This window comes from Streptomyces virginiae (assembly GCF_040638905.1).
GTDB lineage: Bacteria > Actinomycetota > Actinomycetes > Streptomycetales > Streptomycetaceae > Streptomyces > Streptomyces virginiae_B.
Genome location: NZ_JBEZYV010000007.1, coordinates 119,733 through 146,491, shown reverse-complemented (window position 1 = coordinate 146,491; position 26,759 = coordinate 119,733). Strand labels below are relative to the sequence as shown.

Sequence of the window (26,759 nt, the reverse complement as noted above, 5' to 3'; positions counted from 1 at the left end):
CCCCGGTCCCGTACGGCCTGCCCGCCGCACGGGACCGCGGTGTTTTCCGACCCGTCCCACCAGCACTCAGAGAGAGCAGAGACCACCGTGGCCGCAGTATCCGACCGTCTTCCCGCCTTCCCCTGGGACAAGCTGGAGCCGTACAAGAAGACGGCGGCGGGCCACCCGGACGGCATCGTCGACCTGTCCGTCGGCACGCCCGTGGACCCGGTCCCGGAGCTGATCCGGCGGGCCCTGATCGACGCCGCCGACTCCCCGGGCTACCCGACGGTGTGGGGCACGGCCGCCCTGCGCGACGCCATCACGGGCTGGCTGCGCGGCCGGCTCGGCGCGAGCGCCGCCGAGCACCGCAACGTCCTGCCGGTCGTCGGCTCGAAGGAGCTGGTGGCCTGGCTGCCGACCCAGCTGGGCCTGGGCGCCGGCGACCAGGTGGCCTACCCCCGGCTCGCCTACCCGACGTACGAGGTCGGGGCGCGGCTGTGCGGCGCGGAGCCGGTGGTCTACGACGACCCGACCACCGACCTCGACCCGGCACGCGTGAAGCTGCTGTGGCTCAACTCCCCGTCCAACCCGACCGGCAAGGTCCTCGCCAAGGACGAGCTCGTCCGGATCGTGGCCTGGGCCCGGGAGCACGGGATCCTGCTCTTCAGCGACGAGTGCTACCTGGAGCTGGGCTGGGAGGCCGAGCCCGTCTCCGTCCTCCACGACGACGTGTGCGGCGGCTCGTACGAGGGGATCGTCGCGGTCCACTCCCTGTCCAAGCGCTCCAACCTGGCGGGGTACCGGGCGGCCTTCGTCGCCGGTGACGCGGACGTGCTCGGCGAGCTGCTGGAGATCCGCAAGCACGGCGGCATGATGACCCCCGCCCCGGTGCAGGCGGCCACGGTGGCGGCCCTCGGTGACGACCGGCACGTGGCGGAGCAGCGCGAGCGCTACGCGGCCCGCCGTGCGGCGCTCCGCGCGGCCCTGGAGGCGCACGGCTTCCGGGTCGAGCACAGCGAGGCGAGCCTCTACCTGTGGGTGACCCGGGACGAGCCCTGCTGGGACACCGTCGCCCACCTCGCGGACCTGGGCATCCTGGTCGCGCCCGGCGACTTCTACGGCGAGGCGGGCGCCCGCTTCGTGCGCGTCGCCTTCACCGCCACCGACGAGCGCGTCGAGGCAGCGGTCAAGCGCCTCGGCTGACCGGGCCCGTGACAGCCCGAGGGGGCCGGGAGTGTGCAACTCCCGGCCCCCTCGGTGTTTCCCGGGTGTCAGCCCTGCAGGCCGCCGCCGGGCAGTCCCGCCGGCAGGACACCGCCCACGGGCAGTGCGGAGACCGGCAGCTCCTGGGTCGTGGGCAGACCGCCGAGCAGGCCGCCGGCCTGGCCGGCCAGGTCGGAGGCGGGGGCCGGCAGGGTCTTGGCCGCGTCACCGGCGGTGCCGATGGCGTCGGTGGCCGTTCCCGTGGCCGTGTCGGCGGTCGCCGCGGGGGCGTCCGTGGCGGTGAGTGCGCCCAGCTGCGGCACGGACTCCAGACCGGCGGCGTTGGCCGCGCCGGCCGCACCGACCACGGGCGCTGCCCCGGCTGCGACGAGCAGCGCGGCACGGGCGATCCGACGGGTCAGGGGGAGGGACATGATGCTCCTAAGCGGTAGCGGCTGAGTACGCCTGACTAACCGCTCGGGGGGCGGGTGGAGTTGCGGCGCCACCGGGTAAAGGATCGGTAACGCATCGTTTAATCGGCTTCCGCGACAAGAGCATTGGATGCGCGCCGACCAGGGGTTCCGTCCCTCCGGGGCGTCCGTGCGGCGGGGTGCGGCGCGGTGGTGATCACCCCCGCAGGAGTGAACACCCGTACGCGCGGCCGGGTACCCGCGGCTGACCCGCGCCCGCTGCGCCGGGGCGCGGGCGATCAGCGGGCCATGAAGATCCGCACCTCGCCGGGAGCCGCTCCGTAGGGATCGCCGTCGCCGTTCTTCGCGCCCGCGTCCGCCTTGTCCTGCCACCGGCCCCGGTCCTTGCCCGCGACCCAGCCGCGCAGGTCGTAGGAGACCCGGGCGATCCCCATCCCGCGCGAATTGGCCACCGCCCAGTGGGCCATCGCCCGGCTGCGGCGGGTCGCGGCCTCACCCGCGTCCCGCTTCTCCACCATCGTGATCTCGGGCTCCTCGACGGCCCGGACGCCGCCGGCGCTGCGGCCGGCCTGACCGGCCTGGGCGCCCTGCGGGCCGAAGGTGTGCATCCCGTCCTTGCCGAAGATCCGTACCAGGCCCTCGCGCACCTTCTCCGGGTCGCCCGGCTGCGTGGGCGCCGGACCGCCGCAGTCGAGGCTGCCGCCGCCGGCGAAGGCCGCGGTCAGCACCGTCGCGTCGGGCTCGTGCTTGGCGTAGGCCTGCGGGTAACCGCTGCGCTGCACCTTCTGCGCGGCCACCGTCAGCGGCAGGCGCGAGTACCCCGGCACGTCGACGAGGTGGTCGTAGAAGATCCCGGCCGAGTAGACCGGGTCGGTGATCTGCTCGGGCGTGCCCCAGCCCATCGACGGGCGCTGCTGGAAGAGCCCCAGCGAGTCCCGGTCGCCGTGGTCGAGGTTGCGCAGGGCGGACTCCTGCATGGCGGTCGCCAGGGCGATGGTGACGGCCCGGTCCGGCAGGCCCTTGGCGATGCCGACGGCGGCTATGGTCGCCGCGTTCGCCGCCTGCTCCGGGGACATCTCGTACTTTTCGGAGCCGCCGCCACGGCTCGACGCGTCCGCGCTCGCGACGCAGAAGGGGGCGCCCCCGCCGTTCGAGGCGCGCTGCACGGCGAAGTACCCGGCCACCGACAGGAGAACGAGCAGGCCGACGACCACACGGAGCAGCCTGCGGCGGCGAGGACGGGGATCACGGATCTCGGACACGCGGCCCACCGTACTTGAGGCATATGACGCGTCCACCGGCCGGACGAGGGACGCTTCGCCACACCCCGGGGCGTTAGGGTCAGTTCCATGTCCGAATCCGAGCTGGACCTCACCCTGGACGCCGCCGAGCTGACCGCCCGGCTCGTCGACATCCCTTCCGTGAGCGGCGACGAGAAGGTACTCGCCGACCTCGTGGAAGACGCGTTGCGCGGCCTGCCCCACCTCACCGTGGACCGCTTCGGCAACAACGTCGTCGCCCGCACGGACCTCGGCCGCGCCGAGCGCGTCGTACTCGCCGGCCACCTCGACACCGTGCCGATCGCCGACAACGTCCCGTCGCGCCTCGACGAGAACGACGTCCTGTGGGGCTGTGGCACCACCGACATGAAGTCCGGCGTCGCCGTGCAGCTGCGCATCGCCGCGACCGTGCCCGAGCCCAACCGGGACCTCACCTTCGTCTTCTACGACCAGGAGGAGGTCGCCGCCGACCTCAACGGCCTCGGCAAGGTCGCCGAAGCCCACCCCGACTGGCTCACGGGCGACTTCGCGGTCCTGCTGGAGCCCTCGAACGCCGAGGTCGAGGGCGGCTGCCAGGGCACCCTGCGCGTGCTGCTGCGCACCGCCGGGGAGCGCGCCCACTCCGCCCGCAGCTGGATGGGCTCCAACGCCATCCACGCGGCGAGCCCGATCCTGGCCCGGCTGGCGGCGTACGAGCCCCGCAAGCCGGTCATCGACGGCCTGGAGTACCACGAAGGCCTCAACGCCGTCCGCATCGAGGGCGGCGTCGCGAACAACGTCATCCCCGACGCGTGCACGGTGACGGTCAACTTCCGCTACGCCCCCGACCGCAGCGAGGCGGAGGCTGTCGCCCACGTCCGCGAGGTGTTCGCGGACTGCGACATCGCCGAGTTCGTCGTCGACGACTCCTCCGGCGGGGCCCTCCCGGGCCTCTCGCACCCCGCCGCGGCGGCCTTCATGAAGGCGGTGGGCGGCCGGGCCATGCCGAAGTTCGGCTGGACGGACGTCTCCCGCTTCAGCGCGCTGGGCGTCCCGGCGGTGAACTACGGGCCGGGCGACGCCCTGCTGGCCCACAAGGTCGACGAGCGCGTGGAGACGAAGGCCATCCTGCACTGCGAGGAACGACTCCGCGCCTGGCTGACCTCCTGAATTCCGCTTCCCGTCACCTTCCTGCGCCTACCCTGATCCAACGATCAGCAGGAGGGAGCACATCATGGGCAACCCCGGCACTTCCGACGGGTCCGCTCGTCGCCGGCCCGAGGAGCAGCAGCTCGGGCCGGTGCTGAGGCGGCGGAGCCAGGTGCAGGCGGGCAGTACGACGGACCAGCGGCTGCTGGACTCCGCCGGGCCCTCCGAGTGGGTGCACACCGATCCCTGGCGGGTCCTGCGCATCCAGTCGGAGTTCATCGAGGGCTTCGGCACGCTGGCCGAGCTGCCGCCCGCGATCAGCGTGTTCGGCTCGGCCCGCACCCCGGAGGGCTCGCCCGAGTACGAGGCGGGCGTGCGGATCGGCAGCGCGCTGGTGGACGCAGGGTTCGCGGTGATCACCGGTGGCGGTCCGGGAGCGATGGAGGCCGCCAACAAGGGCGCTCGCGAGGCGAACGGGATCTCCGTCGGCCTCGGCATCGAGCTCCCCTTCGAGCAGGGGCTCAACCAGCACGTCGATCTCGGCCTGAACTTCCGGTACTTCTTCGTCCGCAAGACGATGTTCGTGAAGTACAGCCAGGGCTTCGTCGTGCTGCCCGGCGGGCTGGGCACATTGGACGAGCTGTTCGAGGCGCTGACCCTGGTCCAGACCCAGAAGATCACCCGCTTCCCCATCGTGCTCTTCGGCACGGAGTACTGGAGCGGCCTGGTCGACTGGCTGCGGGGCACGGTGATCGCCCAGGGCAAGGCCTCGGAGAAGGACCTCTACCTCTTCCACGTCACCGACGACGTGGAAGAGGCGATCGCCCTGGTGACGAAGGAAGTCGGGAAGTAGGTCCGGTCCGCGGGCCGGCCCCGGCCGGCCCGCGGGGACGAGCGCCGGCCTCCGGCCGGCGGCGGCTCAGGCCAGGCCGCGGCGGGCGACCGCGGGCGGCCGGTGGCCCTGGATCGAGCGGACCATGTGCAGGATCTGGCGGGTCTCCGCGACCTCGTGGACGCGGTAGACCTGCGCGCCCAGCCAGGCCGAGACGGCCGTGGTGGCCAGCGTGCCCAGCAGCCGCTCCTTGACCGGCTTGTCGAGGGTCTCGCCGACGAAGTCCTTGTTGGACAGCGAGACCAGCACCGGCCAGCCCGTCGCGGTCATCTCCTCCAGCCGCCGGGTCGCCTCCAGCGAGTGGCGGGTGTTCTTCCCGAAGTCGTGACCCGGGTCGATCATGATCGCGTCCCGGCGGACGCCGAGGGCCGCGGCCCGTTCGGCGAGCCCGACCGTGACCCGCAGGATGTCCGCCATCACGTCCTCGTACGCGATCCGGTGCGGCCGGGTGCGCGGCTCGACCTCGCCGGCGTGCGTGCAGACCAGGCCGACGTCGTAGCGTGCCGCCACCTCGGCCAGCTTGTGGTCCACCCCGCCCCACGCGTCGTTCAGCAGGTCCGCCCCGGCCTCGCAGACGGCTTCGCCGACCTCGTGCCGCCAGGTGTCCACGCTGATCACCACGTCCGGGTGGCGGCGGCGGACCTCGGCCACGAAACCGACCGTGCGCCGCGCCTCCTCGACCGCGTCCACGTGTTCGCCCGGGCCCGCCTTGACCCCGCCGATGTCGATGATCGCGGCGCCCTCGGCGACGGCCCGCTCCACCCGGTCCAGCGCGGGCTCGTCGCGGAACGTCGCGCCCTGGTCGTAGAAGGAGTCCGGAGTCCGGTTCACGATGGCCATGATCACCGGCTCGTGGGTGTCGAACTCGCGCCTGCCCAGTCGCAGCATCCTGGTCTCTCCTCCTCCGGCGGCCCTCGCGCCTCGCCTGCGACCTTAACCTGGTGGCCGGAGTCTCTCAGGGGAGTTGATCGTGTTCTTCTTCTTGATGATCGCGCTGGTCGTGGTCGTGGCAGCGGTCACCCTCGCGGTGATCGGCGGCGGCTCGGAGGCCGTCTTGCCGGAAGCGGAGCCGGACCGGGTGGCGGACGGGCTGCCGGAGACCCGGCCCGTGGTGCGGGAGGACATCGCCGCGCTGCGGCTGCCGGTCGCGCCGCGCGGCTACCGGATGGCCGAGGTGGACGACGTACTGGAGCGGCTCGCGGCGGAGCTCGCCGAGCGGGACGCGAGGATCGCGCTGCTGACGGGAACGGCGTCGCCCGGGGCCGCGGCCCCGCGGGACGCCTCCGGCCCGGTCGACCTCAGCAAGGGCGGTGAGCGGTGACCGGAGCGGTGGCGGGCCCGGACGGCCTGCTGCGCTGCCCGTGGGGGCTGTCCACGCCCGACTACGTCGCCTACCACGACTCCGAATGGGGCCGTCCCGTCCACGGCGACGACGCCCTGTACGAGCGGCTGTGCCTGGAGGCCTTCCAGTCGGGGCTGTCCTGGCTGACGATCCTGCGCCGGCGCGATGGCTTCCGTAAGGCCTTCTGCGACTTCTCCATCGCGGCGGTCGCCGAATTCGGCGACGCGGACGCGGAGCGGCTGCTGGCCGACGAGCGGATCATCCGCAACCGGGCCAAGATCGAGGCGACCCTGGCCAACGCGAAGGTCCTCGCCGGCTGGGAGTCCGGCGAGCTGGACACCCTGGTCTGGTCCCACGCCCCCCAGGAGCCCGGCCCGGCCCCGCTCACCGTCACCGAGGTCCCGGCGGTCACCCCGGAGTCCACGGCCCTCGCCAAGGCCCTCAGGAAGGCCGGCATCCGCTTCGTCGGCCCGACGACCGCCTACGCCCTGATGCAGGCGTGCGGGCTGGTCAACGACCACCTGGCCGCCTGCGCCCTGCGCGACCCGGCGTAGGGGGTGTCTCGCCGGTCACGCCGGGCTCGCGGGGCATGGCACCCTGGTCCGGCCTGACGGACGAGACACCCCGGACCCCCGCGGGACGGCAGCGCGGCTCAGCGGCCGAGGTACTTCGGGGGCTGCTTCGCCAGGAACGCCTGGACGGCGATGGAGTGGTCCTCGGAGGCCCCCGCACGGGTCTGCAGGACGTCCTCGTGCGCCAGGGACTCCGCGAGCGTGTGGGAGGCCCCGTACGCGAGGGACTCCTTCAGGGAGGCGTAGGCGACCGTCGGACCCGCGGCCAGGGCGCGGGCCACGGCTTCGGCCTCGGCGTGCAGGGAGTCCGAGGGCACCAGGCGGTTGACGATGCCGAGCTCGTACGCCTCCTGCGCCTTGATCGAACGCGGGAAGAGCAGCAGGTCCGAGGCGCGGGAGGCGCCGATCAGACGGGGCAGGGTCCACGAGACCCCGGAATCGGCGGTGAGCGCCACGCCGGCGAAGGAGGTGTTGAAGGAGGCGGTGTCCGCTACGACGCGGAAGTCGGCCGCCAGCGCGAAGCCGAAGCCGGCCCCGGCCGCGACGCCGTTGACGCCGGCCACCACGGGCTTCGGCATCTCGGTGAGCGCCCGCACGATCGGGTTGTAGTGCTCCTTGACCGTGTTCATGGTCAGCGAGGAGCCGGTCTCCCGGTCCGCGGCGAGGTTCCCGATGTGCTCCTTGAGGTCCTGACCGACGCAGAAGGCCCGGTTCCCGGCGGCGGTCAGCAGGACCGCCCGGACCGCGGTGTCCTCGGCCGCCGCCAGGGCCGCGTCGCGCAGGGCGACCTTGGCCTCGGTGTTCATCGCGTTCATCGCGTCGGGACGGTTGATCGTGATGGTCGCGAGTCCGTCGGTCACTTCGTAGAGCACACTGTCGGCCATGGCAGGGGGTCCCCCTTCGTCGCGGGCTTGGCTACCGGCCGGTACCGGCCGGTGCAAGGGCCAGCATGGCGGACCGGACGCCGAGCGCACATGTGATGTGTGTCAAAGAAAGCCGGAGCCGTTCCCCAGGTGCGGCGGCGAAGTATCGCAGGCGGATCCCCGAAATGAGTGGTTTTGGCCGAGCGCGTTGCCCAAGCGTTCCCGGGTGATGTTGGTCATCGGGTCCTGACATGCGGGATAATGGCTGGGAAGCAATGTGTTCGATGCCGGGTACTAGGCGCCTGAATGGGGCCGTCGGCTGACGATGAGCTGGTTTCAGGAAGGGGAACGAGCATGGCGGCCATGAAGCCGCGGACGGGCGACGGCCCGCTCGAGGTCACCAAGGAGGGGCGGGGCATCGTCATGCGCGTACCGCTCGAGGGCGGCGGTCGGCTTGTCGTCGAGCTGACCCCCGATGAGGCGGACGCCCTGGGTGACGCCCTGAAGAAGGTCGTCGGCTGACCCGCTGACAGCACTTCCACCTTCTGTTTTTCGCATTCTCTGCGCTGCCCCGACCGCGATCTGCGGCCGGGGCAGCGTTGTGTCGTGTCCCAGGGGTGTCCCGTCGGTCGGGCAGGGCTCGCGGCGGCCTGATCGGCCAGGACACCCCTGGCACCTGGGCCCCGGCGGAGCCGCACGTGACCTTCTCCCCGCCCGCGCCGCCGGCCTTCGCCGACTGCACCCCCGCCAGAAGGCGGCCCGCGTCCTGTCCGCCGCGGGCCCGTCTGGTGCTGCGGGCGCACACCCCGGCCAGCTGCTCGCCGGCACCGCTCTGGGCGGTACGGCGGCCCTCACCTTCACGCTCCTGAGCTGACCGGCCCGGGCGCCGGGGTGCGGACGGGTCAGCGGCGCACGGCGCAGAGCAGTCCGTCGCCCACCGGGAGCAGCGCGGCCTCCAGTGCCGGGCTCTCCCGGACGCTGCGCAGCAGCTCGCGGACGCGGAGCACCTCCACCGGCTGGGCCGCGGAGTCGACCGTGCGGCCGTCGGAGAAGACCCCCTCGAAGCACACCAGCCCCCCGGGGCGCAGCAGGCGCAACGATTCGGCGAGGTAGTCGAGGGACTCGGTCGGGTCCCCGTCGCAGAAGACGAGGTCGTACCCGCCGTCGGCGAGCCGGGGAAGGACGTCGAGTGCGCGGCCGGGGATGAAGCGGGCGCGGTTGCCCGCGAAGCCGGCGGCGCGGAAGGCCTGGCGGGCGAAGGCCTGCCGGTCCGCCTCGGGATCGACCGTGGTCAGGACCCCGTCGGGGCGCATCCCGTGCAGGAGGTGGATGCCGGAGACGCCGGTTCCGGTGCCGATCTCGGCGACCGCCTTGGCGTCCGCGGTTGCGGCCAGCAGGCGCAGCGCGGCGCCGGTCCCGGGGGAGACGGAGCGCAGGCCCGCTTCCCTGGACCGGTCGCGGGCCCATCGCAGAGCGTCGTCCTCGGCGACAAACGCGTCGGCGAACGCCCAGCTCGTCTGCCGGTTGCCGGTAATGACCCTCTCCTGTCCCCATAGTTGGCGCAACGGTGACTGTATCCGTTGACGTCGGGAACCCGCAGATGGGACCGGGCGTTGTGAGGGGTGGAGGCGGGACGAGAAGGACGGCGCCGGGCAGATCGGCGGCGGGGACCGCCCCGGGGCCTAAGGCTTGCGTAAAGATACTGCAAAAACCCTTATCCGGAGCTGACAGAGGGGGTGGCTATGGTAGGGACTCCACTGGACACCACCAGAGCCGACAGGGGAGGTGCGGCTGCGCCTGTGGATCGTGGGGGCGTGTTCAGACGCCTCTTCTGGTCGGCGGGTGAGCCGAAATCCGTGACCTACATTGCTGACCGCTTCCACACCGCAGACACCGCAACCACAGCGACCTTTGCCGCAGATGCGGGATCGCAGGCGTGGACCCCTCCCTCGTGGGAGGAGATCGTCAGCACGCACAGCGCGCGGGTCTACCGCCTTGCCTACCGCCTGACGGGCAACCAGCACGACGCCGAGGACCTGACCCAGGAGGTCTTCGTCCGCGTCTTCCGCTCGCTGTCCACGTACACGCCCGGCACGTTCGAGGGCTGGCTGCACCGCATCACCACGAACCTCTTCCTGGACATGGTGCGCCGCAAGCAGCGGATCCGCTTCGACGCGCTCGCCGACGACGCCGCCGAGCGGCTGCCGAGCCGTGAGCCGTCCCCCCAGCAGGTCCTCCACGACACGCACTTCGACGCGGACGTCCAGCAGGCGCTGGACACCCTCGCCCCCGAGTTCCGCGCGGCCGTGGTGCTGTGCGACATCGAGGGCCTGTCCTACGAGGAGATCGCCGCGACGCTCGGCGTGAAGCTCGGCACCGTGCGCAGCCGCATCCACCGCGGCCGCTCGCACCTGCGCAAGGCGCTCAAGCACCGGTCCCCCGCGGCCCGTGCCGAGCAGCGCGCGATGGCGGGTGTGGCGACGGGCGGGCCGGACGCAGGGAGAGAGGGCGGAGCCGAGTGACCGGAGCCAGTCCGTCCCCTGCCGAACAGCATCTCGGTGACCGGCTCGCCGCCCTCGTGGACGGGGAGCTGAAGCACGACGCGCGCGAGCGGGTCCTGGCGCACCTGGCGACCTGCGCCAAGTGCAAGGCCGAGGCCGATGCCCAGCGGCGTCTGAAGACCATGTTCGTGGAGAGCGCGCCGCCGCCGGTGTCCGCGGGCCTGCTCGCGCGCCTCCAGCAGCTTCCGGGAGGCGGTCTCGACGGCCCGTCCGGCCCCGCGGGTCCACCGGGACCGGGCTCCGCCCAGCCCGACCCCTTCGAGGCTTTCGCGTACGGGCTGCCCGTCGCCGCCGTCCGCCCGCAGCAGGAGGGCTTCCGCATCCACGAGGTGGGCCGTCCGCGCCGCCGGTTCGCCTTCGTCGCCGCCGGAGCGGTGTCGCTGGCGGCCCTCGCGCTGGGCGGCACCCTGCCGCTGGAGGGCACGGAGCCGAACGTCCGGGGTGATTCCCCTGCGCCCACATCCAGGCCCGGCCCCGCCCTGCCCGTGAGCGACGCGGCGATCCGTGACCGGCCGCCCACTCCTGCGGCCGTACCGACCCTCCTGACGGCCGTGGCGAGCCCGCCGGCGCCGCCCCAGCCCTCCCCGCCGGGCTCGGCCCGTCCGGTCTCCCTGCTGCGCTGACCCGGGACCTGGTTGAATCGGCCGGACATGCGCACAGGTACGCGGGGAGCGCCCATGGCCGACAGGCAGCAGACCGAACCGGCTCCGCAGTGGTGGAGCCGGCCCGAGGGCACGGCCGACAGCCGTCGGGACGGGGTTCCGGCCCCGCGGCCCGGGACCGCCGGCGAAGCCGTCGACGGAGACGGAGAGGGTGACGGCGCCGACGACGGCGGGAACGGGGCCGCCGAGCGGGTGGCGGCCCCTGCCCAGGAGCCGCCGGCCCACCAGGGCCGGTACGACCCCTGGGGCGAGCAGCCCCTCCAGGTCGTGGACCGGGGCCGGGACCGCCCCGGGTTCCGGCTGTGGCAGGTGGCCTCCCTCGCCGCGGGAACGGCGCTGCTCGCGGGCGGGATCGGCGGTTACGTCGGCGTGCTCGCCGAGCGGCAGAGCAGCACCAGGCTGGAGCTGCCGCAGGCGGCCGTCGCCGACAACGGCCGGGCGCCCGACAGCGTGGCCGGGATCGCGGCCACCGCACTGCCCGGCGTGGTGACCCTGCACGTGCGGGGCGCGAAGAGCAGCGGCACGGGCACCGGCTTCGTGCTGGACCCGCAGGGGCACATCCTGACCAACAACCACGTGGTCGCCGACGCCAAGGAGATAGCGGTCACCTTCAGCACCGGCGAGAGCGTCACCGCCGAGCTGGTCGGCCGCGACTCCGGCTACGACCTGGCCGTGGTCAAGGTCAGCGGGGTGCGCGGGCTGCGGCCGCTCAGCCTGGGGAACTCCGAGAACGTGAAGGTCGGCGACCCGGTCGTGGCCATCGGCGCGCCCTTCGACCTCTCCAACACGGTCACCGCCGGCATCATCAGCGCCACCGGCAGGCCCGTCACCGCGGGCGGCGACAAGGGCGACGGCAGTGACATCAGCTACGTCGACGCCCTCCAGACCGACGCCCCCATCAACCCCGGGAACTCCGGCGGCCCCCTCCTCGACGCCCGGGCGCACGTCGTCGGCATCAACAGCGCGATCCGCGGCGCCGACAAGGACGACCCCGACCGGCAGGGCGGCTCCATCGGCCTGGGCTTCGCCATCCCCATCAACCAGGGCAAGCGCGTCGCCGAGGAGCTCATCGCCACGGGCCACGCCACGCACCCCGTCATCGGGGTCACCCTCGACATGGACTACACGGGTGACGGAGCCCGGGTGGGGGACAAGGGCGAGGACGGCAAGCCGTCCGTGACCGCCGGAGGACCGGGCGCGCGCGCCGGCATCAAGCCCGGTGACGTGATCACCAAGGTGGACGGGCAGCGGGTCCGCGGCGGCGACGAGCTGATCATCAAGATCCGGGCCCACCGCCCGGGCGATCGGCTCACCCTGACCGTGCTGCGCGACGGCCGGGAGCACACGCTGGGCGTGGTCCTCGGGTCGGCGAACGGCTCATGATCCCGGGATGACCGGGGGGTGAAACCCCCACGGGGCCGGGACGCGTGTATGGGCCCGCGGGCAAGGCCGGGTACCGTGTGTTCGGGCCCGAAGTGACAGAGAGCCGAGGAGCGGCAAGGTGTTCAACGACATAGGCGCACTCGAACTCGTCACGATCGTGATCCTGGCCATCCTCGTCTTCGGCCCGGACAAGCTGCCCAAGGTCATCCAGGACGTCACGGGCTTCATCCGGAAGGTCCGTGCCTTCTCCGACAGCGCCAAGCAGGACATCCGCTCCGAACTCGGCCCGGAGTTCAAGGACTTCGAATTCGAGGACCTCAATCCGAAGACCTTCATCCGCAAGCAGCTGACGGAGAACGAGGACCTCAAGGAGATCCGCACCAGCTTCGACCTCCGCAAGGAGCTGAACGACGTCACCGACGCCGTCAACAACCCGGAACCCCACCCTGCCCCGGCCTCCCCGTCCGGCGCGGCCGCCGCCGGTGCGGACCTGCTGAAGAAGCCCGCGGCCCCGGCCGCCGAGCAGCGCGTGCGCTTCGACGCCGACGCCACCTGACCCAGCCTGCCCGGTGATCCGGGGTCCGGTGGCTATCCTCCATCTGTCCGGATCGCGGGACGCCCGAGGGAGGGGGTCCCCCCAGCGCAGCGAGGGGGAGGGCCGTTCCGGACCCCACGGAACGAGAGGCCGCCCAGATGGAGACGACGAGCAGCAGCCTGGTAGGCGCGCAGACCGCCGAGGCACCCGCCGCCGCAGACCCCGCACAGGAACCGCATACCAGTCCGCATACGAGCCCCCATACGGGCGACCGTGCCGAGGAGCAGCAGCCGGAGGCCGCCGCCCCCGTGCCGGCGGCCCGCCGGACGGCCGACGGCTTCCTGGCCGCTGATTTCCCCTGGTACGGGCTGGACGAGGCCTTCACCGGTCGCCGCTGGCTCATGCAGGTCGGCACCGCCGCCGACGGAACGGTCGAGCACGGCTCCACCGGCCACGGTGACGAGCCGTCCGCCCGGGGCGAGATCGCCACCGGCGAGAAGGAACGCTTCGCGGTGGTCATCACCGTGGCGAGCAACCCGCTGCGCCGCAGCGGCGACGGCACCGGAGTCCTGGAGGCCACCTCCGTCTCCTCGGCGGCCTGGCTGGCCGGCTCCGGGCTGCTGGCCTACAGCTGGCCCGGACAGATGGACCACACCCTGCGCGACGACTGGCTCGACCAGCAGACCGAGGCCGCGTGGGAGCTGGCCGACGACCTCGCCGGCGAGGACTGGTCCACGCTGTCGCTGCCGGTGGACGGGGAGCCGACCACCTTCCACTACCGCGAGTCCGAGTTCGGCTGGGTGCTCGCGGGCTCCACCGGGAGCGGGGTGCACCTGGGCGCCTACGGGCGCGGGATGAGCGCCTACGGCCTCGGCTTCTCGGCGATCTCCGACCTCGGCACGTACGAGTAGCCGCACCGGCCGGGCAGGGGCACGGGTACGGAAGAAGGGCACCGCCGGCCGGCGGTGCCCTTCCCTTCGCGACGGGGCCAGGCGGTGTCCTGTCGATCAGGCCCGATCAGGGAGCGGTGGATGCCGCCGAGGCGCGGCGTCATCCACCGCGCGCCCGGCATGCGAGACAGCTCCTAGAACTTGTTGCGCGGGGTGATGCCCAGGGACATGCCCGACAGGCCGCGCGCCCGGCCGCCCAGCTTGCCCGCGATCGCGCGCAGGGCCGCACCGGCCGGCGAGTCCGGGTCGGACAGGACGACGGGCTTGCCCTCGTCGCCGCCCTCGCGCAGCCGGACGTCGATCGGGATCTGCCCCAGCACCGGCACCGTCGCGCCGACCGTCCTGGTCAGCCCGTCGGCGACCTTCTGGCCACCGCCCGAGCCGAAGACGTCCACCATCTCGTCGCAGTGCGGGCACGGCAGGCCCGACATGTTCTCGACGACGCCGACGATCTTCTGGTGGGTCTGCACGGCGATCGAGCCGGCCCGCTCGGCCACCTCGGCGGCAGCCTGCTGCGGGGTGGTGACGACCAGGATCTCGGCGTTCGGCACGAGCTGGGCCACGGAGATCGCGATGTCACCCGTACCCGGCGGAAGGTCCAGCAGCAGCACGTCCAGGTCGCCCCAGAAGACGTCGGCCAGGAACTGCTGCAGGGCCCGGTGCAGCATCGGCCCGCGCCACACGACCGGGGCGTTGCCCGGGGTGAACATGCCGATGGAGATGACCTTCACGCCGTGCGCGGACGGCGGCATGATCATGTTCTCGACCTGGGTGGGACGGCCGTCCACGCCCAGCATGCGCGGCACGCTGTGGCCGTAGATGTCCGCGTCGACCACGCCGACCTTCAGGCCGTCCGCCGCCATCGCCGCGGCCAGGTTCACCGTGACGGACGACTTGCCGACACCGCCCTTGCCGGACGCGACCGCGTACACGCGGGTCAGCGAGCCCGGCTTGGCGAAGGGCACCTCGCGCTCGGCGGTGCCGCCGCGCAGCGTGGCGGCCAAGTCCTTGCGCTGCTCGTCGCTCATCACGTCGAGGGTCACGGCGACGGAGGTGACGCCGGCGACCTTCTCGACGGCCTCGGTGACGTTCTTGGTGATGGTCTCGCGCATGGGGCAGCCCGACACCGTGAGGTAGACCGTGACGGCGACCGCGCCGCCGTCACCGATCTCCACCGATTTGACCATGCCGAGGTCGGTGATCGGCCGGTGGATCTCGGGGTCGTTCACCGTCGCCAGAGCGTCCAGGATCGCGTCCTGCTCAGGCACGGCGGCGGAGCTTGTGTCGGTAGCCATGCCCCGATGGTACGGCTCGGTAGCACGGCTCAGGAAAGCCCGTCAGCGGTCGCCTTCATCACGTTCCGCCGGGAATAGACGGCGCTCGTCCATCTCCTTGATCAGGACCTGGAACTCCGACCTGATCCAGTCGCGCGTGGCGACCTCGCCCAGGCCCATCCGCAGCGCCGCGATCTCCCGCGTCAGGTACTCGGTGTCGGCGATGGAGCGCTCGTTCTGCTTGCGGTCCTGCTCGTGGGTGACCCGGTCGCGGTCGTCCTGCCGGTTCTGCGCGAGCAGGATCAGCGGTGCCGCGTAGGACGCCTGGAGCGACAGCATCAGCGTCAGGAAGATGAAGGGGTACTTGTCGAAGCGCAGGTCGTCCGGCGCGAAGACGTTCCACAGCACCCAGAGGATGATGACCAGCGTCATCCAGACGATGAACCGGCCCGTGCCCAGGAAGCGCGCCACCCGCTCCGACAGCCGCCCGAAGGCCTCCGGGTCGTATTCGGGCAGCAGGGACCGGCGCGGCGCCCTCGGGAGGTCCAGGCGCACGCGCGGGCGCGTCAGCGCGCTCGACCCGCTCGACGGCTTCGCCGCGCGCTCGGCGGAACGTTCCGCCGCCTCCGCCGCCAGCCCGTGCTCGCGCGCCTGCATCCGCGCCTGCTCGCGCCGCTCCCGGATCTGCTCCCGGCGCCGCTCGCGCGCCTGTTCGCCACGCCCCCGGTCGAAGCGTCCTCGCTCAGCGGCCACCGACGGCCTCCTCGGAATGGAATTCCGTCTCCCGCCAGTCGTCCGGCAGCAGGTGGTCCAGTACGTCGTCGACCGTCACCGCGCCCAGCAGCGAGCCGCCCTCGTCGACCACCGGCACCGCGACCATGTTGTAGGCGGCCAGGTGCGTGGTCACCGCGGGCAGCGAGGCGTTCGGCCGCAGCGGCGGCAGGTCCGTGTCCACGATGGAGCTGACCAGGGTGAACGGAGGATCGCGCAGCAGCCGCTGGAAGTGCACCGTGCCCAGGTATTTGCCCGTCGGCGTCTCGTCCGGCGGCCGGCACACGTACACCTGCGCCGCCAGCGCCGGCGACAGGTCCGCCTGCCGTACGCGGGCCAGCGCGTCCGCGACCGTCGCGTCCGGGCGCAGCACGATCGGCTCGGTCGTCATCAGACCGCCGGCGGTGTTCTCCTCGTAGGACAGCAGGCGGCGCACGTCGGCCGCGTCATCGGGCTGCATCAGCGTCAGCAGCCGCTCCTTGTCGTCCTCCGGCAGCTCCGACAGCAGGTCGGCCGCGTCATCGGGGTCCATCGCCTCCAGGACGTCGGCGGCGCGCTCCTCCTTGAGCTTGCCGAGGATCTCCACCTGCTCGTCCTCGGGCAGCTCCTCCAGGACGTCCGCGAGCCGGTCGTCGTCGAGGGCATTGGCCACCTCGGCGCGCCGCTTCGGAGTCAGGTGGTGCAGGACGTTCGCCACGTCGGCGGGGCGCATCTGCTCGAAGGTGGCGACCAGGTTCTCGGCGCCCTGCCCGTGCTCCTCCAGCGAGAAGCCCGTCACCGCCGACCACTCCACCGTCAGGGCCTCGCCGCGCCGGCGCAGCGCACCCGACTTGCCCTTCCGCACGAAGATCCGGTCGATCTCCCAGTCCCGGCGGGCCGGCAGTTGCTGGATGGCCACGTCCAGGACGGTGACCTCCTCGCCGCTGGCGACCAGGGTCACCCGCCGGTCCAGCAGTTCGCCCAGGACCAGCCGCTCGGTGGGGCGCTGCTCGAAGCGCCGCATGTTGATGACACCGGTGGTGATGACCTGACCGGACTCGACCCCCGTGACCCGGGTCATCGGCAGGAAGATTCGCCGCCGGCTGACCACCTCGACCACCAGGCCCAACAGCCGCGGCGGACGGCCGCCGACCCGGAGCATCGCGACGAGGTCGCGGACCCGGCCCACCTGATCGCCGTTGGGATCGAAAACGGGCACACCCGACAGATGCGAGACGAAGATCCGCGGGGCGCCTGCAGCCATCCGAGCGCCTCCTAGAGCGTCTGTCGACAGTCGTGCCGCCCCTCAGGCTAGCCCGTGCCGCGGGAAGGCGTCCTGGTGGGGAGGTCCGCCCGGGGACCGCCGGACCGCGGGGGAGCGGTCGCGGGCCGCCGCACACGGACGGGTACGCTGCCTGCTGGCCGCAGACGAACGACGAGAGGCACCTGCCCGTGACCGCCTACTTCCCCGCCGCGCGGCTGCGCCGGGCCGCCTTCATCGGTGTGCTGTGCGCGGGTCTTGCCGTGACCGGGACGGGGTGCGGGGACGACCCGGACGAGGGCACGAACGGCGTCGGCAAGCTCTCCGCCGACAAGATCGAGGAGAAGGCGAAGGCGGCCGCGACCGGCGCCGACTCGGTGCACCTGTCCGGCACGCTGGTCAGTGGCGGCAAGTCCTTCACCGTCGACATGCGGCTGAAGGCGGACGGCGGCTCCGGCGAGGTGAAGTCGAAGGAGGACACCTTCCAGCTGCTGCGCGTGGGGGAGCAGCTCTACCTGAAGGCCAGCGCGGCGTTCTGGGGCCAGTCCGACTCGGCCGGCAAGCTCGGCGACAAGTACGTGAAGGTGCCCGAGGGCGACCCCTCCTACAAGCAGTTCCGCGGCTTCACCGACATGGACGTCCTGCTGGACGGACTGCTGGGCCTGGAGGGCAAGCTCGCCAAGGGCTCCTACACCAAGGTCGGGCACACGCGCGCGGTCCAGGTCACCGCGGACGAGGGCAAGGGCGGCAAGCTCTCGGTGTCCCTGGAGGGGACCCCCTACCCGCTGCTCATGGAGCGCGCCGGCGGCGCCGGCCGGGTGGAACTCGCGGAGTGGGGCAAGCCGTTCCAGCTGGACCCGCCCGCGCAGGACCAGACGGTCGACTACGGCAGCCAGCTGCCGACGACGAAGGACCAGGGCGGCGAGGCGGCCCCGGCCCCCTCCAAGGGCTCGGGCCAGGGCGCGAACCCCACCAAACCTTAGGGAGTACGCCCGGTCAGCCCCGGGCGGCCTTCTTGCGCTTCAGCAGGAGCTTCGGCAGGGCCGCGGGGACCGGCCTGCGGGTCGTCGCCGGGGAGCCCAGCGGGGCCGCGGCCAGCGAGCCGTCCGGCAGTTCGGACCGCACCGATTCCGGCTCCAGCCGCAGCAGCCGGCACTCGCGCGCCCACCGCTCGGTCATGTCCTCCGAGTCGGGCGCGTTCAGCCGCTTGCCCTTGAGCTCGGCCACGGCCGCGTGCCACTCCTCGCTGCGGGGCGCGAGCTCCCGTACGGTCGCCGTCCAGGCCACCAGCCGGCCGCCCTTGTCCTTGCTCCGCACGGTCACCTCGGCGCCCGCGCCGTCCGCCAGCCCCGGGAACGGCTGCTCGCCGGGCCCGTCACCCAGGACGTGGGCCGCGCCGTTCACCCAGGCGTGCCACAGGGCGCGGTCGGCCCCGGCGCCGCGGACCCAGATCAGGCCGGACTTCTTGGTGGCCTCCTCGACGAGGGCCAGGTCGAGCGTGCTGAGAGTCATGCGGACAGGGTAGGGGGTCGCCGCGCGGGCCCTGGCGGGTGTCCTGCCGTCGGGCCGGGCGGCCGACGCCATGTTGCGGAACTCCCTAGAGCCAGCCGTGGCGGCGCAGCGCGCGGTGGATGGTGAAGCAGGCGCCGAAGATCGTCGCCATCACCATCGGGTAGCCGTACTCCCACCGGAGCTCGGGCATGTGGTCGAAGTTCATCCCGTACACCCCGCAGATCATCGTCGGCACGGCGATGATGGCCGCCCAGGAGGTGATCTTGCGCATGTCCTCGTTCTGGGCGACCGTCGCCTGCGCGAGGTTGGCCTGGAGGATCGAGTTCAGGAGCTCGTCGAAGCCCACCACCTGCTCGTGCACCCGCGCGAGGTGGTCGGCCACGTCCCGGAAGTACTTCTGGATGTCCGGGTCCACCAGCCGCATCGGCCGCTCGCTCAGCAGCTCCATCGGCCGCAGCAGCGGCGAGACCGCCCGCTTGAACTCCAGCACCTCGCGCTTGAGCTGATAGATCCGCCCCGCGTCGCCGCCGCGCGCGCTGCCCTTGGCGGGGGCCGCGAAGACATCGCTCTCCACCTCGTCGATGTCGTCCTGCATCGCCGCCGCGACCGCGATGTAGCCGTCGACGACGTGGTCGGCGATGGAGTGCAGGACGGACGAGGGCCCCTTGGACAGCAGCTCGGGGTCGTCCTGGAGGCGGTGGCGCAGCCCCTTGAGGGACCCCTGGCCGCCGTGCCGGACGGTGATGACGAAGTCCGGGCCGGTGAAACACATCACCTCGCCCGTCTCCACCACCTCGCTGGTGGCGGTCAGTTCGGCGTGCTCCACGTAGTGGATGGTCTTGAAGACGGTGAAGAGGGTGTCGTCGTAGCGCTCCAGCTTCGGCCGCTGGTGCGCGTGCACCGCGTCCTCCACGGCCAGCGGGTGCAGTCCGAAGGTGGCCGCGATCCCCGCGAACTCGGCCTCCGTCGGCTCGTGCAGGCCGATCCACGCGAAGCCGCCGTCCTCACGGACCCGGCGGATCGCCTCACGGGGCGTCAGACACGCCCGGCCCAGCACCCGGCGGCCGTCGCGGTACACGGCGCAGTCGACCACCGCGCTGCTCGCCGACGGGTCGCGGGTCGCGTCGTAGCCGGGCTGTGCGGGGTTGGGCTTGCGCAGGGACGGGCGTACGGCCGCACGCAGGTAGGGCAGCATCGACATGGCAGGCTCCTTCGCACGCACGGCTGTGGACCGTACGGGTGGGAGACCCTCCGACACGCGGGGCGGGCAGGCCCGGGCAGGCGGGAGGGAACAGGACGGGAGGACAACGTTCTGCCGTCGCTCTTCTACTGATCGGAAGATCACAGAGGGCGGGAAGCGCCCGCCGGAGAAGCGGAAGAGCGATTGGTACTGCACGATCGACTTCGATCCACCGCAGCCCCACCTCCTCCGGCCGGTCCCCCGTGGGGGACGTCCTGTCTCCGGGGCCTTGAAACAACGCTTCTGCGTGCGGCCCCGAACAGCTGTCAACACTATCAGCCGACGGATGGTCAAGACCCGCCCTTTACCCGGCTGATACGAGTTCTATGCTCGCTGCATGGCAGAAATTCTGGCCCTCGTCGAGGCCCGGCTGCGCACCGCGTTCGGTGAACCCGACGCCCGCGCCGCCGTCACCTTCCTGGGCACCGACCGCATCGAGGTACTCCGTTTCGCCGAGGGCGACCTCGTCCGGTACGCGACCCTCGGGATGTCCGCGAACCCGATGACCGATCCGACCGCCGTGGTCGCCGACCCCGTACGCGGCCCGCGCGCCGAACTGGTGCTGACCGTACGGGCGGGGCTGGCGGACACCGACAAACTGCTCAGGCCGCTCGCGGTGCTTGCCGCCTCCCCGCAGGTCGAGGGGCTGGTCGTGGCCCCGGGTGCCTCGCTCGATGTGGGCGAGCCGCTGTGGGAGGGGGCGCCGTTCAGCTCGGTCCTCGTGGCGGAACCGGGCGGTCTCGTCGAGGACCTGGAGCTCGACGAGCCCATGGAACCGGTGCGGTTCCTGCCGCTGCTGCCGATGACGGCGAACGAGGCGGCCTGGAAACGGGTTCACGGTGCGGCCGCCCTCCAGGAGCGCTGGCTCGCGCGCGGAACGGACCTGCGGGATCCTCTGCGTAGCGCTGTCGCACTGGACTGACAGCCCGGACGGGTGACCGTGCCTTGACTGGCGGCCGGGCGGGGAGGAGCGTGGCTACCTATGAGGGGTGAACCAAGTTGCCCGAAGTGCGGTGGCCGGGTCAGGGCGCCCGGACTCTTCTCCGACTCCTGGCAGTGCGCGGCGCACGGCGCCGTCCACCCCCTGCAACCCGTCATCCCGCCGAGCGTGGAGGGCCTGGGCGTGGTCGTGCACCGGGCGCGGGTTCCCGTGTGGATGCCGTGGCCGCTGCCGCTGGGGTGGCTCTTCACCGGCGTGGCGTCCGCCGGTGACGACCGCAGCGGGGGCCGGGCGACGGTGGTCGCCTGCTCGGGTCCCGGGCCGGTGGGGGGTATGGGGGAACTGCTGCTGATCGCGGAGGAGCTGGGCGTAGGCCTGGGCGCGCGGTACGCGGGGATCGACGGTCCGGACCCCGGCCCGTCCATCAACATGGCCGGGCCGCCCCACACCAAGGTCGTCGCGGCGGGCCGTCCCACGCCGCTGTGGCACGTGGGCGGAGGCCCGGACGACCGGGCCGTCTTCGCCGGCGAGGCGCGCGGCCTGTGGCTGTGGGCGATCGTCTGGCCGCAGCAGTCGGGGCTCCTGCTGTACGACGAGCTGGTCCTGACCGACCTGCGCGAAGGGGGCGCCGAGGTCGAACTCCTCCCGTGCGGGGCGCTGAGCCCGCGCATCCTGGGTCCCGTCTAGGGCCGGGTGCCCCGGCGTAGATCCTTCCGGCGAAACCGGACCTTCCGCCCGGTTATCCTGGGGTGTCCCCCCGTCCGTACGACCCATGGAGCTCGGCTGTGCGCATCGACCTGCACGCGCACTCCACGGCGTCCGACGGTACGGACACCCCCGCCGAGCTCGTGCGCAACGCAGCCGCCGCCGGGCTGGACGTGGTCGCGCTGACCGACCACGACACCGTCGGCGGGTACGGCGAGGCCCTCGCCGCCCTTCCCGCCGGACTGACCCTGGTGACCGGCGCCGAACTGTCCTGCCGGCTCGACGGGATCGGCGTGCACATGCTCGCCTACCTCTTCGACCCCGAGGAGCCCGAGCTCGCCCGCGAGCGGGAACTCGTCCGGGACGACCGCGTCCCGCGGGCCCGGACCATGGTCCGCAAGCTCCAGGAACTCGGCGTGGCCGTCACCTGGGAGCAGGTGGCGCGGATCGCCGGTGACGGTTCGGTCGGCCGGCCGCACATCGCCACCGCCCTCGTCGAGCTGGGCGTCGTGCCCACCGTCTCGGACGCCTTCACGCCGGACTGGCTCGCCGACGGCGGCCGCGCGTACGCCGAGAAGCACGAGCTCGACCCCTTCGACGCCGTACGCCTGGTCAAGGCCGCCGGCGGTGTCACCGTCTTCGCGCACCCCGCCGCCGTCAAGCGCGGCCGGTGCGTGCCGGAGTCCGCGATAGCCGCGCTGGCGGCCGCGGGCCTGGACGGCATCGAGGTGGACCACATGGACCACGACGCCGACACCCGCGCGCGGCTGCGCGGCCTGGCGGCGGACCTCGGGCTGCTGGCCACCGGTTCCAGCGACTACCACGGCAGCCGCAAGACCTGCCGCCTGGGCGAGTACACGACCGACCCCGAGATCTACGGCGAGATCACGCGCCGCGCGACCGGGGCCTTCCCCGTGCCGGGCGCCGGCGGACGCGGGCGCTGACCGGCCACTTAGCGGCCCGCTCGACCCGTCCCTGACTTCTTCTTCGCGACACCCCTCTCTCCTGCAAGGCATCACTGTGTTCGACTTCGCCGTCTTCGGATCCCTTTTTCTCACCCTTTTTGTGATTATGGACCCACCGGGGATCACGCCGATCTTCCTGGCGCTGACCTCCGGCCGTCCCGTCAAGGTGCAGCGCCGCATGGCCTGGCAGGCCGTCTGCGTGGCCTTCGGCGTCATCGCGGTCTTCGGCCTCTGCGGTCAGCAGATCCTCGACTACCTGCACGTCTCCGTCCCGGCGCTGATGATCGCGGGCGGTCTGCTGCTCCTGCTCATCGCGCTCGACCTGCTCACCGGCAAGAACGACGAGCCCAAGCAGACCAAGGACGTGAACGTCGCCCTGGTCCCGCTGGGCATGCCGCTGCTGGCCGGGCCCGGTGCGATCGTCTCCGTCATCCTGGCCGTGCAGAAGGCGGACGGGGCGGCCGGCCAGGTCTCGGTCTGGGCCGCGATCATCGCCATGCACGTCGTGCTGTGGATCACCATGCGCTACTCGCTGGTGATCATCCGGGTCATCAAGGACGGCGGTGTCGTCCTCGTGACCCGGCTCGCCGGCATGATGCTGTCGGCGATCGCCGTCCAGCAGATCATCAACGGGGTGCTCCAGGTGGTCCAGGGATCCTGACCGCTCCCGCCCCGTCCCCCGCCGCTCGTACGCGAACGCCCCCGCACCGGTCCCGGTGCGGGGGCGTGGACGTTTCGCGCGGAGCGTCAGATGGACGCACTCTCGGCCGGTCGGATCAGGATGCGCTGGCCGACGTAAGCGGCCTGCTGCACGATCCGGTTGACGGAGGCCGCGTCCACGACGGTGCTGTCCACGGCGGTCCCGTCGACGTCGTCCAGGCGCAGAATCTCGAAGCGCACGGGGCTTCTCCCTTCGTCAGTGTTCTCCTTGCACTGGTTCAACGAAGTGTAAGCCGCAATCATTCCCTACGCTAAGGAAATTTTTTGGCTGGCTAACTACATGGCACTGGCGGCGTCCCAGAACGACGCCAGCGCGGCAGCCGTCGTCGCCGGGTCCTCGGCGTTCGGGGAGTGCTCGGTCCCCGGCACGACCACCCGCCGCGCGCCCAGCCGCTCGGCCATCGCGTCCATCAGCGGGACCGGCCAGGCGTAGTCCACAGCCCCCGACAGCACCAGCTTCGCGAGCCGGACCCGGCTGAGTTCGTCCACCCGGTCGGGCTCGCAGATCAGGGCCCGGCCCGTGACGATCAGCTGCTCGGGGACGGTGGCCAGCCACCGCTCGCGCAGGAAGTGCGTCAGCTCGGGGGAGTCCTCGGCCGCGTCCTGCGGGTCGTGGGCCCGCATCGCCGCCCAGATCCCCGGCATGTCGTCCCCCATCGCCTCCAGCGCCGCGACCAGCAGCTTCGTACGCGCCTGCTGCTCCTCGGCGATCGCCGCCGGCCCGCTGCTCAGCAGGGTGAGCGAGGCGAAGGGCGACGGGTCGCGCAGCACGGCGGCGCGTGAGATCAGCCCGCCGAGCGAGTGGCCGACCAGGTGCACGCGGCCCGCACCCAGGGCGCGGACCTGGGCGAGGAGGTCGCGCGCCAGCTCCTCCAGGCCGTACGCCGACTCATCGCGCGGGCCGGGCGTCTCGTACTGGCCGCGCCCGTCGACGGCGACCACCCGGTAGCCGGCGGCGGCCAGCGGCTCCAGCAGGGCGACGAAGTCCTCCTTGCTGCCCGTGAAGCCCGGGACCAGCAGGGCGGTACCGCGGACCGGCTCGCCGGCCTCGTGCACGGCGAAGCAACCGCGGTCGGTGGACAGGCGGTACGCACGGGCGGCGGACGGCAGCGTAAGGCGCGGGGGCTTGCTCATGGCCCGAGGTTACCGGCCCGTAGCCCATGGCACAGCCCGGGTACGCCGACGGCCCCGGCCCCCTCGGAAGGGGGCCGGGGCCGTCGGTCGGGTGCTGTGGTCCTACGCCTCCGGAGCGGCCTCCGCGACCTTGCGGGTCCGGGTGCGCTTCGGCTTGGCCGGGGTCTCCTCGGCCACCGCGGCGGTCTCGGCGGCCTCCGGAGCGGCCTCCGCGACCTTGCGGGTCCGGGTGCGCTTCGGCTTGGCCGGGGTCTCCTCGGCCACCGCGGCGGTCTCGGCGGCCACCGGAGCGGCCTCCGCGACCTTGCGGGTACGGGTCCGCTTCGGCTTGACGGGAGCCTCCTCCGCCACGGCGGCGGTCTCGGCGGCCTCGGCGACCGGGGTCACCGGGGCGGCCGCCGCCTTGCGGGTGCGCCGCGCCCTGACGGGCTCGACGGGCGGAGCCATCTGGAAGTCCGGCTCGGGGGCCGTCTCCACGACCCGGCGCGGGCGTCGCGCCCGGACGGGAGCCGGCTCGACGGGCGGGGCCATCTGGAAGTCCGGCTCCGGGGCGCTCTCCACGGCCTTGTGGACGCGGGCACGCCGAGGCTTGACCGGGGCCTCCTCGGCGACCGGGGTCACCGCGGCCACTGCAGCCGCAGCCACGACGGCTTCGGCCACGGGAGCCTCGGCCACCGCCGGCGCGGACTGCACCGGCACCGCACCCACACGGGTCCGGCGGCGGCGCGGCCTGCGCGTCTCGTCGCCCACGGCCGGTGCCTGCGGGGCCTCGGCCACCGGGGACACGGCCGCCTGCTCGGCGCCGGCCTCGGACCCGCCCCGCGTACGGCGGCGCTGCCGCGGCGTACGGGTACGGGCCGGACCCTCCTCGGTCACCGCGGCGGCCTGCGCGGAGCGGCCGCCACGGCCACCGCGGCCGCCGGTCTCGCCCAGGTCCTCCAGGTCCTCGGCCTTCAGGCCGGCCCGCGTGCGCTCGGCGCGCGGCAGGATGCCCTTGGTGCCGGCCGGGATGTTCAGCTGCTCGAACAGGTGCGGCGACGTGGAGTACGTCTCGACCGGCTCGTGGAAGTCCAGCTCCAGCGCCTTGTTGATCAGCTGCCAGCGCGGGATGTCGTCCCAGTCGACCAGGGTGACGGCGATGCCCTTGTTGCCCGCGCGGCCGGTACGGCCCACACGGTGCAGGAAGGTCTTCTCGTCCTCGGGCGTCTGGTAGTTGATGACGTGGGTCACACCCTCGACGTCGATGCCGCGCGCGGCGACGTCGGTGCACACCAGCACGTCGACCTTGCCGTTGCGGAACGCGCGCAGGGCCTGCTCGCGCGCGCCCTGGCCCAGGTCGCCGTGGACGGCGCCGGACGCGAAGCCGCGGCGCTCCAGCTGCTCGGCGATGTCGGCCGCCGTGCGCTTGGTACGGCAGAAGATCATGGCCAGGCCGCGGCCCTCGGCCTGCAGGATGCGGGAGACCAGCTCCGGCTTGTCCATGTTGTGCGCACGGAAGACGTGCTGCTTGGTGTTGGCGACGGTCGCGCCCTCGCCGTCCTCGGAGACGGCGCGGATGTGCGTCGGCTGGGTCATGTACCGGCGGGCCAGGCCGATGACCGCACCCGGCATGGTCGCGGAGAACAGCATCGTCTGACGCTTGGCGGGCAGGTAGCCCATGATCTTCTCGACGTCGGGCAGGAAGCCCAGGTCGAGCATCTCGTCGGCCTCGTCCAGGACGAGCGCGCGGACGTGCGACAGGTCGAGCTTGCGCTGTCCGGCCAGGTCGAGCAGGCGGCCGGGGGTGCCGACGATCACGTCGACGCCCTTGTTGAGGGCCTCGACCTGGGGCTCGTAGGCGCGGCCGCCGTATATGGCCAGGACGCGGACGTTGCGGACCTTGCCGGCGGTGAGCAGGTCATTGGTGACCTGGGTGCACAGCTCGCGGGTCGGAACCACCACGAGGGCCTGCGGGGCGTCGGTCAGCTTGTCGGGCGTGGCCCGGCCGGCCTCGACGTCCGCGGGGACGACGACCCGCTCCAGCAGGGGAAGGCCGAAACCGAGCGTCTTGCCGGTGCCGGTCTTGGCCTGGCCGATGACGTCCGTGCCGGAAAGGGCGACGGGGAGGGTCATCTCCTGGATCGGGAAGGGGGACACAATGCCGACGGCCTCAAGGGCTTCGGCCGTCTCGGGAAGGATCCCGAGGTCTCGGAACGTAGTCAGGGTGCTGCCTCTTCTGTGAGACGCGGCGCGAGGCGGCGAGGGGGGTCCTACCGTGCTGTGCTTGCAGTACTGCCACGTACGAAGCTGCGCGGGACCACTAGCCTTCGCTCAAGCGCATCTGCCGCTGAGGGGGCCCCTCGTGGGAGGCGGTACGCATGGACGTACGCACCACACCGAGGGCGGTCGGTTGGAGCCGATCGGGCCACCGACCGGGCATCCTCATTCGGATGGCCCGCCGACTATTCGGCAGGCGCATTACCACTGTACCCCGG

At 72.5% G+C, this 26,759-nt stretch carries 29 protein-coding genes; 16 read left to right on the top strand and 13 right to left on the bottom strand.

What is annotated here, in order from left to right; translation table 11 throughout:
- Positions 1 to 87: 87 nt before the first annotated feature.
- Positions 88 to 1,185 carry a succinyldiaminopimelate transaminase gene (gene dapC, locus AB0F82_RS12880; protein ID WP_362626360.1) on the top strand — a complete coding sequence of 366 codons (1,098 nt, stop codon included), beginning with the start codon at positions 88 to 90 and terminating at the stop codon, positions 1,183 to 1,185.
- Between the two features lie 68 nt (positions 1,186 to 1,253).
- Here dapC and AB0F82_RS12875 read toward each other — a convergent pair whose 3' ends face one another.
- Together AB0F82_RS12875 and AB0F82_RS12870 are read right to left on the bottom strand one after the other, a co-directional pair.
- A complete protein-coding gene (locus AB0F82_RS12875; RefSeq protein ID WP_362626357.1) occupies positions 1,254 to 1,619 on the bottom strand; it encodes an ATP-binding protein in 366 nt (121 codons plus the stop codon).
- Between the two features lie 275 nt (positions 1,620 to 1,894).
- The gene (locus tag AB0F82_RS12870) at positions 1,895 to 2,878 is read right to left on the bottom strand and encodes a hypothetical protein (protein ID WP_390077805.1); all 984 of its coding nucleotides are present in this window, start codon (positions 2,876 to 2,878) and stop codon (positions 1,895 to 1,897) included.
- 87 nt (positions 2,879 to 2,965) lie between these two features.
- Between AB0F82_RS12870 and dapE the strand changes: the two genes are divergently transcribed.
- Positions 2,966 to 4,045, top strand: coding sequence for a succinyl-diaminopimelate desuccinylase (dapE, locus tag AB0F82_RS12865; protein WP_362626354.1), 1,080 nt, complete (start codon positions 2,966 to 2,968; stop codon positions 4,043 to 4,045).
- A gap of 64 nt (positions 4,046 to 4,109) precedes the next feature.
- A complete protein-coding gene (locus AB0F82_RS12860; RefSeq protein ID WP_356814772.1) occupies positions 4,110 to 4,877 on the top strand; it encodes a TIGR00730 family Rossman fold protein in 768 nt (255 codons plus the stop codon).
- Between the two features lie 66 nt (positions 4,878 to 4,943).
- Here AB0F82_RS12860 and folP read toward each other — a convergent pair whose 3' ends face one another.
- Positions 4,944 to 5,804 (bottom strand): dihydropteroate synthase, encoded by an 861-nt coding sequence (folP, locus tag AB0F82_RS12855; RefSeq protein ID WP_362626351.1) that lies wholly within the window; start codon positions 5,802 to 5,804, stop codon positions 4,944 to 4,946.
- Between the two features lie 76 nt (positions 5,805 to 5,880).
- Here folP and AB0F82_RS12850 point away from each other — a divergent pair, with 76 nt between their 5' ends.
- A complete protein-coding gene (locus AB0F82_RS12850; RefSeq protein ID WP_356814774.1) occupies positions 5,881 to 6,237 on the top strand; it encodes a DivIVA domain-containing protein in 357 nt (118 codons plus the stop codon).
- A complete protein-coding gene (locus AB0F82_RS12845) occupies positions 6,234 to 6,812 on the top strand; it encodes a DNA-3-methyladenine glycosylase I (protein ID WP_362626347.1) in 579 nt (192 codons plus the stop codon). Before AB0F82_RS12850 ends, AB0F82_RS12845 begins: the two co-directional genes overlap by 4 nt.
- 98 nt (positions 6,813 to 6,910) lie before the next feature.
- On the opposite strand, the gene AB0F82_RS12840 is transcribed toward AB0F82_RS12845, so the two are convergent.
- Positions 6,911 to 7,714 carry an enoyl-CoA hydratase/isomerase family protein gene (locus tag AB0F82_RS12840; protein WP_362626344.1) on the bottom strand — a complete coding sequence of 268 codons (804 nt, stop codon included), beginning with the start codon at positions 7,712 to 7,714 and terminating at the stop codon, positions 6,911 to 6,913.
- 333 nt (positions 7,715 to 8,047) lie between these two features.
- On the opposite strand from AB0F82_RS12840, the gene AB0F82_RS12835 reads away from it, so the two are divergent.
- Positions 8,048 to 8,215 carry a DUF3117 domain-containing protein gene (locus AB0F82_RS12835; protein ID WP_003966491.1) on the top strand — a complete coding sequence of 56 codons (168 nt, stop codon included), beginning with the start codon at positions 8,048 to 8,050 and terminating at the stop codon, positions 8,213 to 8,215.
- A 380-nt stretch (positions 8,216 to 8,595) separates the two neighbouring features.
- Here the strand turns inward: AB0F82_RS12835 and AB0F82_RS12830 are convergent, their stop codons facing one another.
- On the bottom strand, positions 8,596 to 9,258 hold the full coding sequence (locus AB0F82_RS12830; RefSeq protein ID WP_030032218.1) for an O-methyltransferase: 663 nt from the start codon (positions 9,256 to 9,258) through the stop codon (positions 8,596 to 8,598).
- Positions 9,259 to 9,435: 177 nt separating this feature from the next.
- Between AB0F82_RS12830 and sigE the strand changes: the two genes are divergently transcribed.
- The 5 genes from sigE to AB0F82_RS12805 all read left to right on the top strand — a co-directional run bounded on the left by sigE (position 9,436) and on the right by AB0F82_RS12805 (position 13,745).
- Positions 9,436 to 10,215: an RNA polymerase sigma factor SigE gene (gene sigE / locus AB0F82_RS12825; protein ID WP_362626340.1), complete on the top strand. Its 780-nt coding sequence runs from the start codon at positions 9,436 to 9,438 to the stop codon at positions 10,213 to 10,215.
- The gene (locus tag AB0F82_RS12820) at positions 10,212 to 10,877 is read left to right on the top strand and encodes an anti-sigma factor family protein (protein ID WP_362626337.1); all 666 of its coding nucleotides are present in this window, start codon (positions 10,212 to 10,214) and stop codon (positions 10,875 to 10,877) included. The genes sigE and AB0F82_RS12820 overlap by 4 nt, the downstream gene beginning before the upstream one ends.
- 54 nt (positions 10,878 to 10,931) lie before the next feature.
- Positions 10,932 to 12,299: a S1C family serine protease gene (locus AB0F82_RS12815; protein ID WP_362626334.1), complete on the top strand. Its 1,368-nt coding sequence runs from the start codon at positions 10,932 to 10,934 to the stop codon at positions 12,297 to 12,299.
- Positions 12,300 to 12,417: 118 nt separating this feature from the next.
- Complete coding sequence (locus AB0F82_RS12810) at positions 12,418 to 12,855, top strand: sec-independent translocase (RefSeq protein WP_362626331.1); 438 nt, start codon at positions 12,418 to 12,420, stop codon at positions 12,853 to 12,855.
- A 137-nt stretch (positions 12,856 to 12,992) separates the two neighbouring features.
- Positions 12,993 to 13,745 carry a hypothetical protein gene (locus AB0F82_RS12805; protein WP_362626328.1) on the top strand — a complete coding sequence of 251 codons (753 nt, stop codon included), beginning with the start codon at positions 12,993 to 12,995 and terminating at the stop codon, positions 13,743 to 13,745.
- Between the two features lie 173 nt (positions 13,746 to 13,918).
- Here AB0F82_RS12805 and AB0F82_RS12800 read toward each other — a convergent pair whose 3' ends face one another.
- From AB0F82_RS12800 to AB0F82_RS12790, 3 genes are all read right to left on the bottom strand, one after another.
- Entirely contained in the window at positions 13,919 to 15,079 is a 1,161-nt protein-coding gene (locus tag AB0F82_RS12800; protein ID WP_390077797.1) for an Mrp/NBP35 family ATP-binding protein, read from the bottom strand.
- 42 nt (positions 15,080 to 15,121) lie between these two features.
- Positions 15,122 to 15,715, bottom strand: a complete 594-nt coding sequence (locus tag AB0F82_RS12795; protein WP_356814795.1) for a DUF1003 domain-containing protein — start codon at positions 15,713 to 15,715, stop codon at positions 15,122 to 15,124.
- Between the two features lie 85 nt (positions 15,716 to 15,800).
- Complete coding sequence (locus AB0F82_RS12790) at positions 15,801 to 17,072, bottom strand: magnesium transporter MgtE N-terminal domain-containing protein (protein WP_031151459.1); 1,272 nt, start codon at positions 17,070 to 17,072, stop codon at positions 15,801 to 15,803.
- 188 nt (positions 17,073 to 17,260) lie between these two features.
- On the opposite strand from AB0F82_RS12790, the gene AB0F82_RS12785 reads away from it, so the two are divergent.
- Positions 17,261 to 18,052 carry a hypothetical protein gene (locus AB0F82_RS12785; protein WP_356814783.1) on the top strand — a complete coding sequence of 264 codons (792 nt, stop codon included), beginning with the start codon at positions 17,261 to 17,263 and terminating at the stop codon, positions 18,050 to 18,052.
- Positions 18,053 to 18,065: 13 nt separating this feature from the next.
- Here the strand turns inward: AB0F82_RS12785 and AB0F82_RS12780 are convergent, their stop codons facing one another.
- Together AB0F82_RS12780 and AB0F82_RS12775 are read right to left on the bottom strand one after the other, a co-directional pair.
- Complete coding sequence (locus AB0F82_RS12780; RefSeq protein WP_356814784.1) at positions 18,066 to 18,581, bottom strand: hypothetical protein; 516 nt, start codon at positions 18,579 to 18,581, stop codon at positions 18,066 to 18,068.
- 85 nt (positions 18,582 to 18,666) lie between these two features.
- On the bottom strand, positions 18,667 to 19,782 hold the full coding sequence (locus tag AB0F82_RS12775; RefSeq protein ID WP_356814785.1) for a magnesium and cobalt transport protein CorA: 1,116 nt from the start codon (positions 19,780 to 19,782) through the stop codon (positions 18,667 to 18,669).
- A 376-nt stretch (positions 19,783 to 20,158) separates the two neighbouring features.
- Between AB0F82_RS12775 and AB0F82_RS12770 the strand changes: the two genes are divergently transcribed.
- The 4 genes from AB0F82_RS12770 to AB0F82_RS12755 all read left to right on the top strand — a co-directional run bounded on the left by AB0F82_RS12770 (position 20,159) and on the right by AB0F82_RS12755 (position 23,092).
- Positions 20,159 to 20,743 (top strand): suppressor of fused domain protein, encoded by a 585-nt coding sequence (locus AB0F82_RS12770; protein ID WP_356814786.1) that lies wholly within the window; start codon positions 20,159 to 20,161, stop codon positions 20,741 to 20,743.
- Positions 20,744 to 20,803: 60 nt separating this feature from the next.
- Positions 20,804 to 21,448 carry a DUF6758 family protein gene (locus tag AB0F82_RS12765; RefSeq protein ID WP_356814787.1) on the top strand — a complete coding sequence of 215 codons (645 nt, stop codon included), beginning with the start codon at positions 20,804 to 20,806 and terminating at the stop codon, positions 21,446 to 21,448.
- Positions 21,449 to 21,546: 98 nt separating this feature from the next.
- On the top strand, positions 21,547 to 22,410 hold the full coding sequence (locus tag AB0F82_RS12760) for a PHP domain-containing protein (RefSeq protein WP_356814788.1): 864 nt from the start codon (positions 21,547 to 21,549) through the stop codon (positions 22,408 to 22,410).
- Between the two features lie 76 nt (positions 22,411 to 22,486).
- Positions 22,487 to 23,092 carry a MarC family protein gene (locus AB0F82_RS12755; protein ID WP_356814789.1) on the top strand — a complete coding sequence of 202 codons (606 nt, stop codon included), beginning with the start codon at positions 22,487 to 22,489 and terminating at the stop codon, positions 23,090 to 23,092.
- Between the two features lie 86 nt (positions 23,093 to 23,178).
- Here the strand turns inward: AB0F82_RS12755 and AB0F82_RS12750 are convergent, their stop codons facing one another.
- The 3 genes from AB0F82_RS12750 to AB0F82_RS12740 all read right to left on the bottom strand — a co-directional run bounded on the left by AB0F82_RS12750 (position 23,179) and on the right by AB0F82_RS12740 (position 26,397).
- Entirely contained in the window at positions 23,179 to 23,331 is a 153-nt protein-coding gene (locus tag AB0F82_RS12750) for a hypothetical protein (protein WP_167344722.1), read from the bottom strand.
- 96 nt (positions 23,332 to 23,427) lie between these two features.
- Positions 23,428 to 24,285 carry an alpha/beta fold hydrolase gene (locus tag AB0F82_RS12745; RefSeq protein WP_356814790.1) on the bottom strand — a complete coding sequence of 286 codons (858 nt, stop codon included), beginning with the start codon at positions 24,283 to 24,285 and terminating at the stop codon, positions 23,428 to 23,430.
- Between the two features lie 102 nt (positions 24,286 to 24,387).
- On the bottom strand, positions 24,388 to 26,397 hold the full coding sequence (locus AB0F82_RS12740) for a DEAD/DEAH box helicase (protein WP_362626320.1): 2,010 nt from the start codon (positions 26,395 to 26,397) through the stop codon (positions 24,388 to 24,390).
- Positions 26,398 to 26,759 lie beyond the last annotated feature (362 nt).

Excerpts from the sequence above, each read along its gene's own strand:
- AB0F82_RS12875 (WP_362626357.1), bottom strand. The coding sequence starts at position 1,619 with ATGTCCCTCCCCCTGACCCGTCGGATCGCCCGTGCCGCGCTGCTCGTC.
- dapE (WP_362626354.1), top strand. The coding sequence starts at position 2,966 with ATGTCCGAATCCGAGCTGGACCTCACCCTGGACGCCGCCGAGCTGACC.
- AB0F82_RS12860 (WP_356814772.1), top strand. The coding sequence starts at position 4,110 with ATGGGCAACCCCGGCACTTCCGACGGGTCCGCTCGTCGCCGGCCCGAG.
- folP (WP_362626351.1), bottom strand. The coding sequence starts at position 5,804 with ATGCTGCGACTGGGCAGGCGCGAGTTCGACACCCACGAGCCGGTGATC.
- AB0F82_RS12840 (WP_362626344.1), bottom strand. The coding sequence starts at position 7,714 with ATGGCCGACAGTGTGCTCTACGAAGTGACCGACGGACTCGCGACCATC.
- AB0F82_RS12835 (WP_003966491.1), top strand. The coding sequence starts at position 8,048 with ATGGCGGCCATGAAGCCGCGGACGGGCGACGGCCCGCTCGAGGTCACC.
- sigE (WP_362626340.1), top strand. The coding sequence starts at position 9,436 with ATGGTAGGGACTCCACTGGACACCACCAGAGCCGACAGGGGAGGTGCG.
- AB0F82_RS12815 (WP_362626334.1), top strand. The coding sequence starts at position 10,932 with ATGGCCGACAGGCAGCAGACCGAACCGGCTCCGCAGTGGTGGAGCCGG.
- AB0F82_RS12805 (WP_362626328.1), top strand. The coding sequence starts at position 12,993 with ATGGAGACGACGAGCAGCAGCCTGGTAGGCGCGCAGACCGCCGAGGCA.
- AB0F82_RS12800 (WP_390077797.1), bottom strand. The coding sequence starts at position 15,079 with ATGGCTACCGACACAAGCTCCGCCGCCGTGCCTGAGCAGGACGCGATC.
- AB0F82_RS12795 (WP_356814795.1), bottom strand. The coding sequence starts at position 15,715 with ATGCAGGCGCGCGAGCACGGGCTGGCGGCGGAGGCGGCGGAACGTTCC.
- AB0F82_RS12790 (WP_031151459.1), bottom strand. The coding sequence starts at position 17,072 with ATGGCTGCAGGCGCCCCGCGGATCTTCGTCTCGCATCTGTCGGGTGTG.
- AB0F82_RS12780 (WP_356814784.1), bottom strand. The coding sequence starts at position 18,581 with ATGACTCTCAGCACGCTCGACCTGGCCCTCGTCGAGGAGGCCACCAAG.
- AB0F82_RS12775 (WP_356814785.1), bottom strand. The coding sequence starts at position 19,782 with ATGTCGATGCTGCCCTACCTGCGTGCGGCCGTACGCCCGTCCCTGCGC.
- AB0F82_RS12770 (WP_356814786.1), top strand. The coding sequence starts at position 20,159 with ATGGCAGAAATTCTGGCCCTCGTCGAGGCCCGGCTGCGCACCGCGTTC.
- AB0F82_RS12765 (WP_356814787.1), top strand. The coding sequence starts at position 20,804 with ATGAGGGGTGAACCAAGTTGCCCGAAGTGCGGTGGCCGGGTCAGGGCG.
- AB0F82_RS12745 (WP_356814790.1), bottom strand. The coding sequence starts at position 24,285 with ATGAGCAAGCCCCCGCGCCTTACGCTGCCGTCCGCCGCCCGTGCGTAC.
- AB0F82_RS12740 (WP_362626320.1), bottom strand. The coding sequence starts at position 26,397 with ATGACCCTCCCCGTCGCCCTTTCCGGCACGGACGTCATCGGCCAGGCC.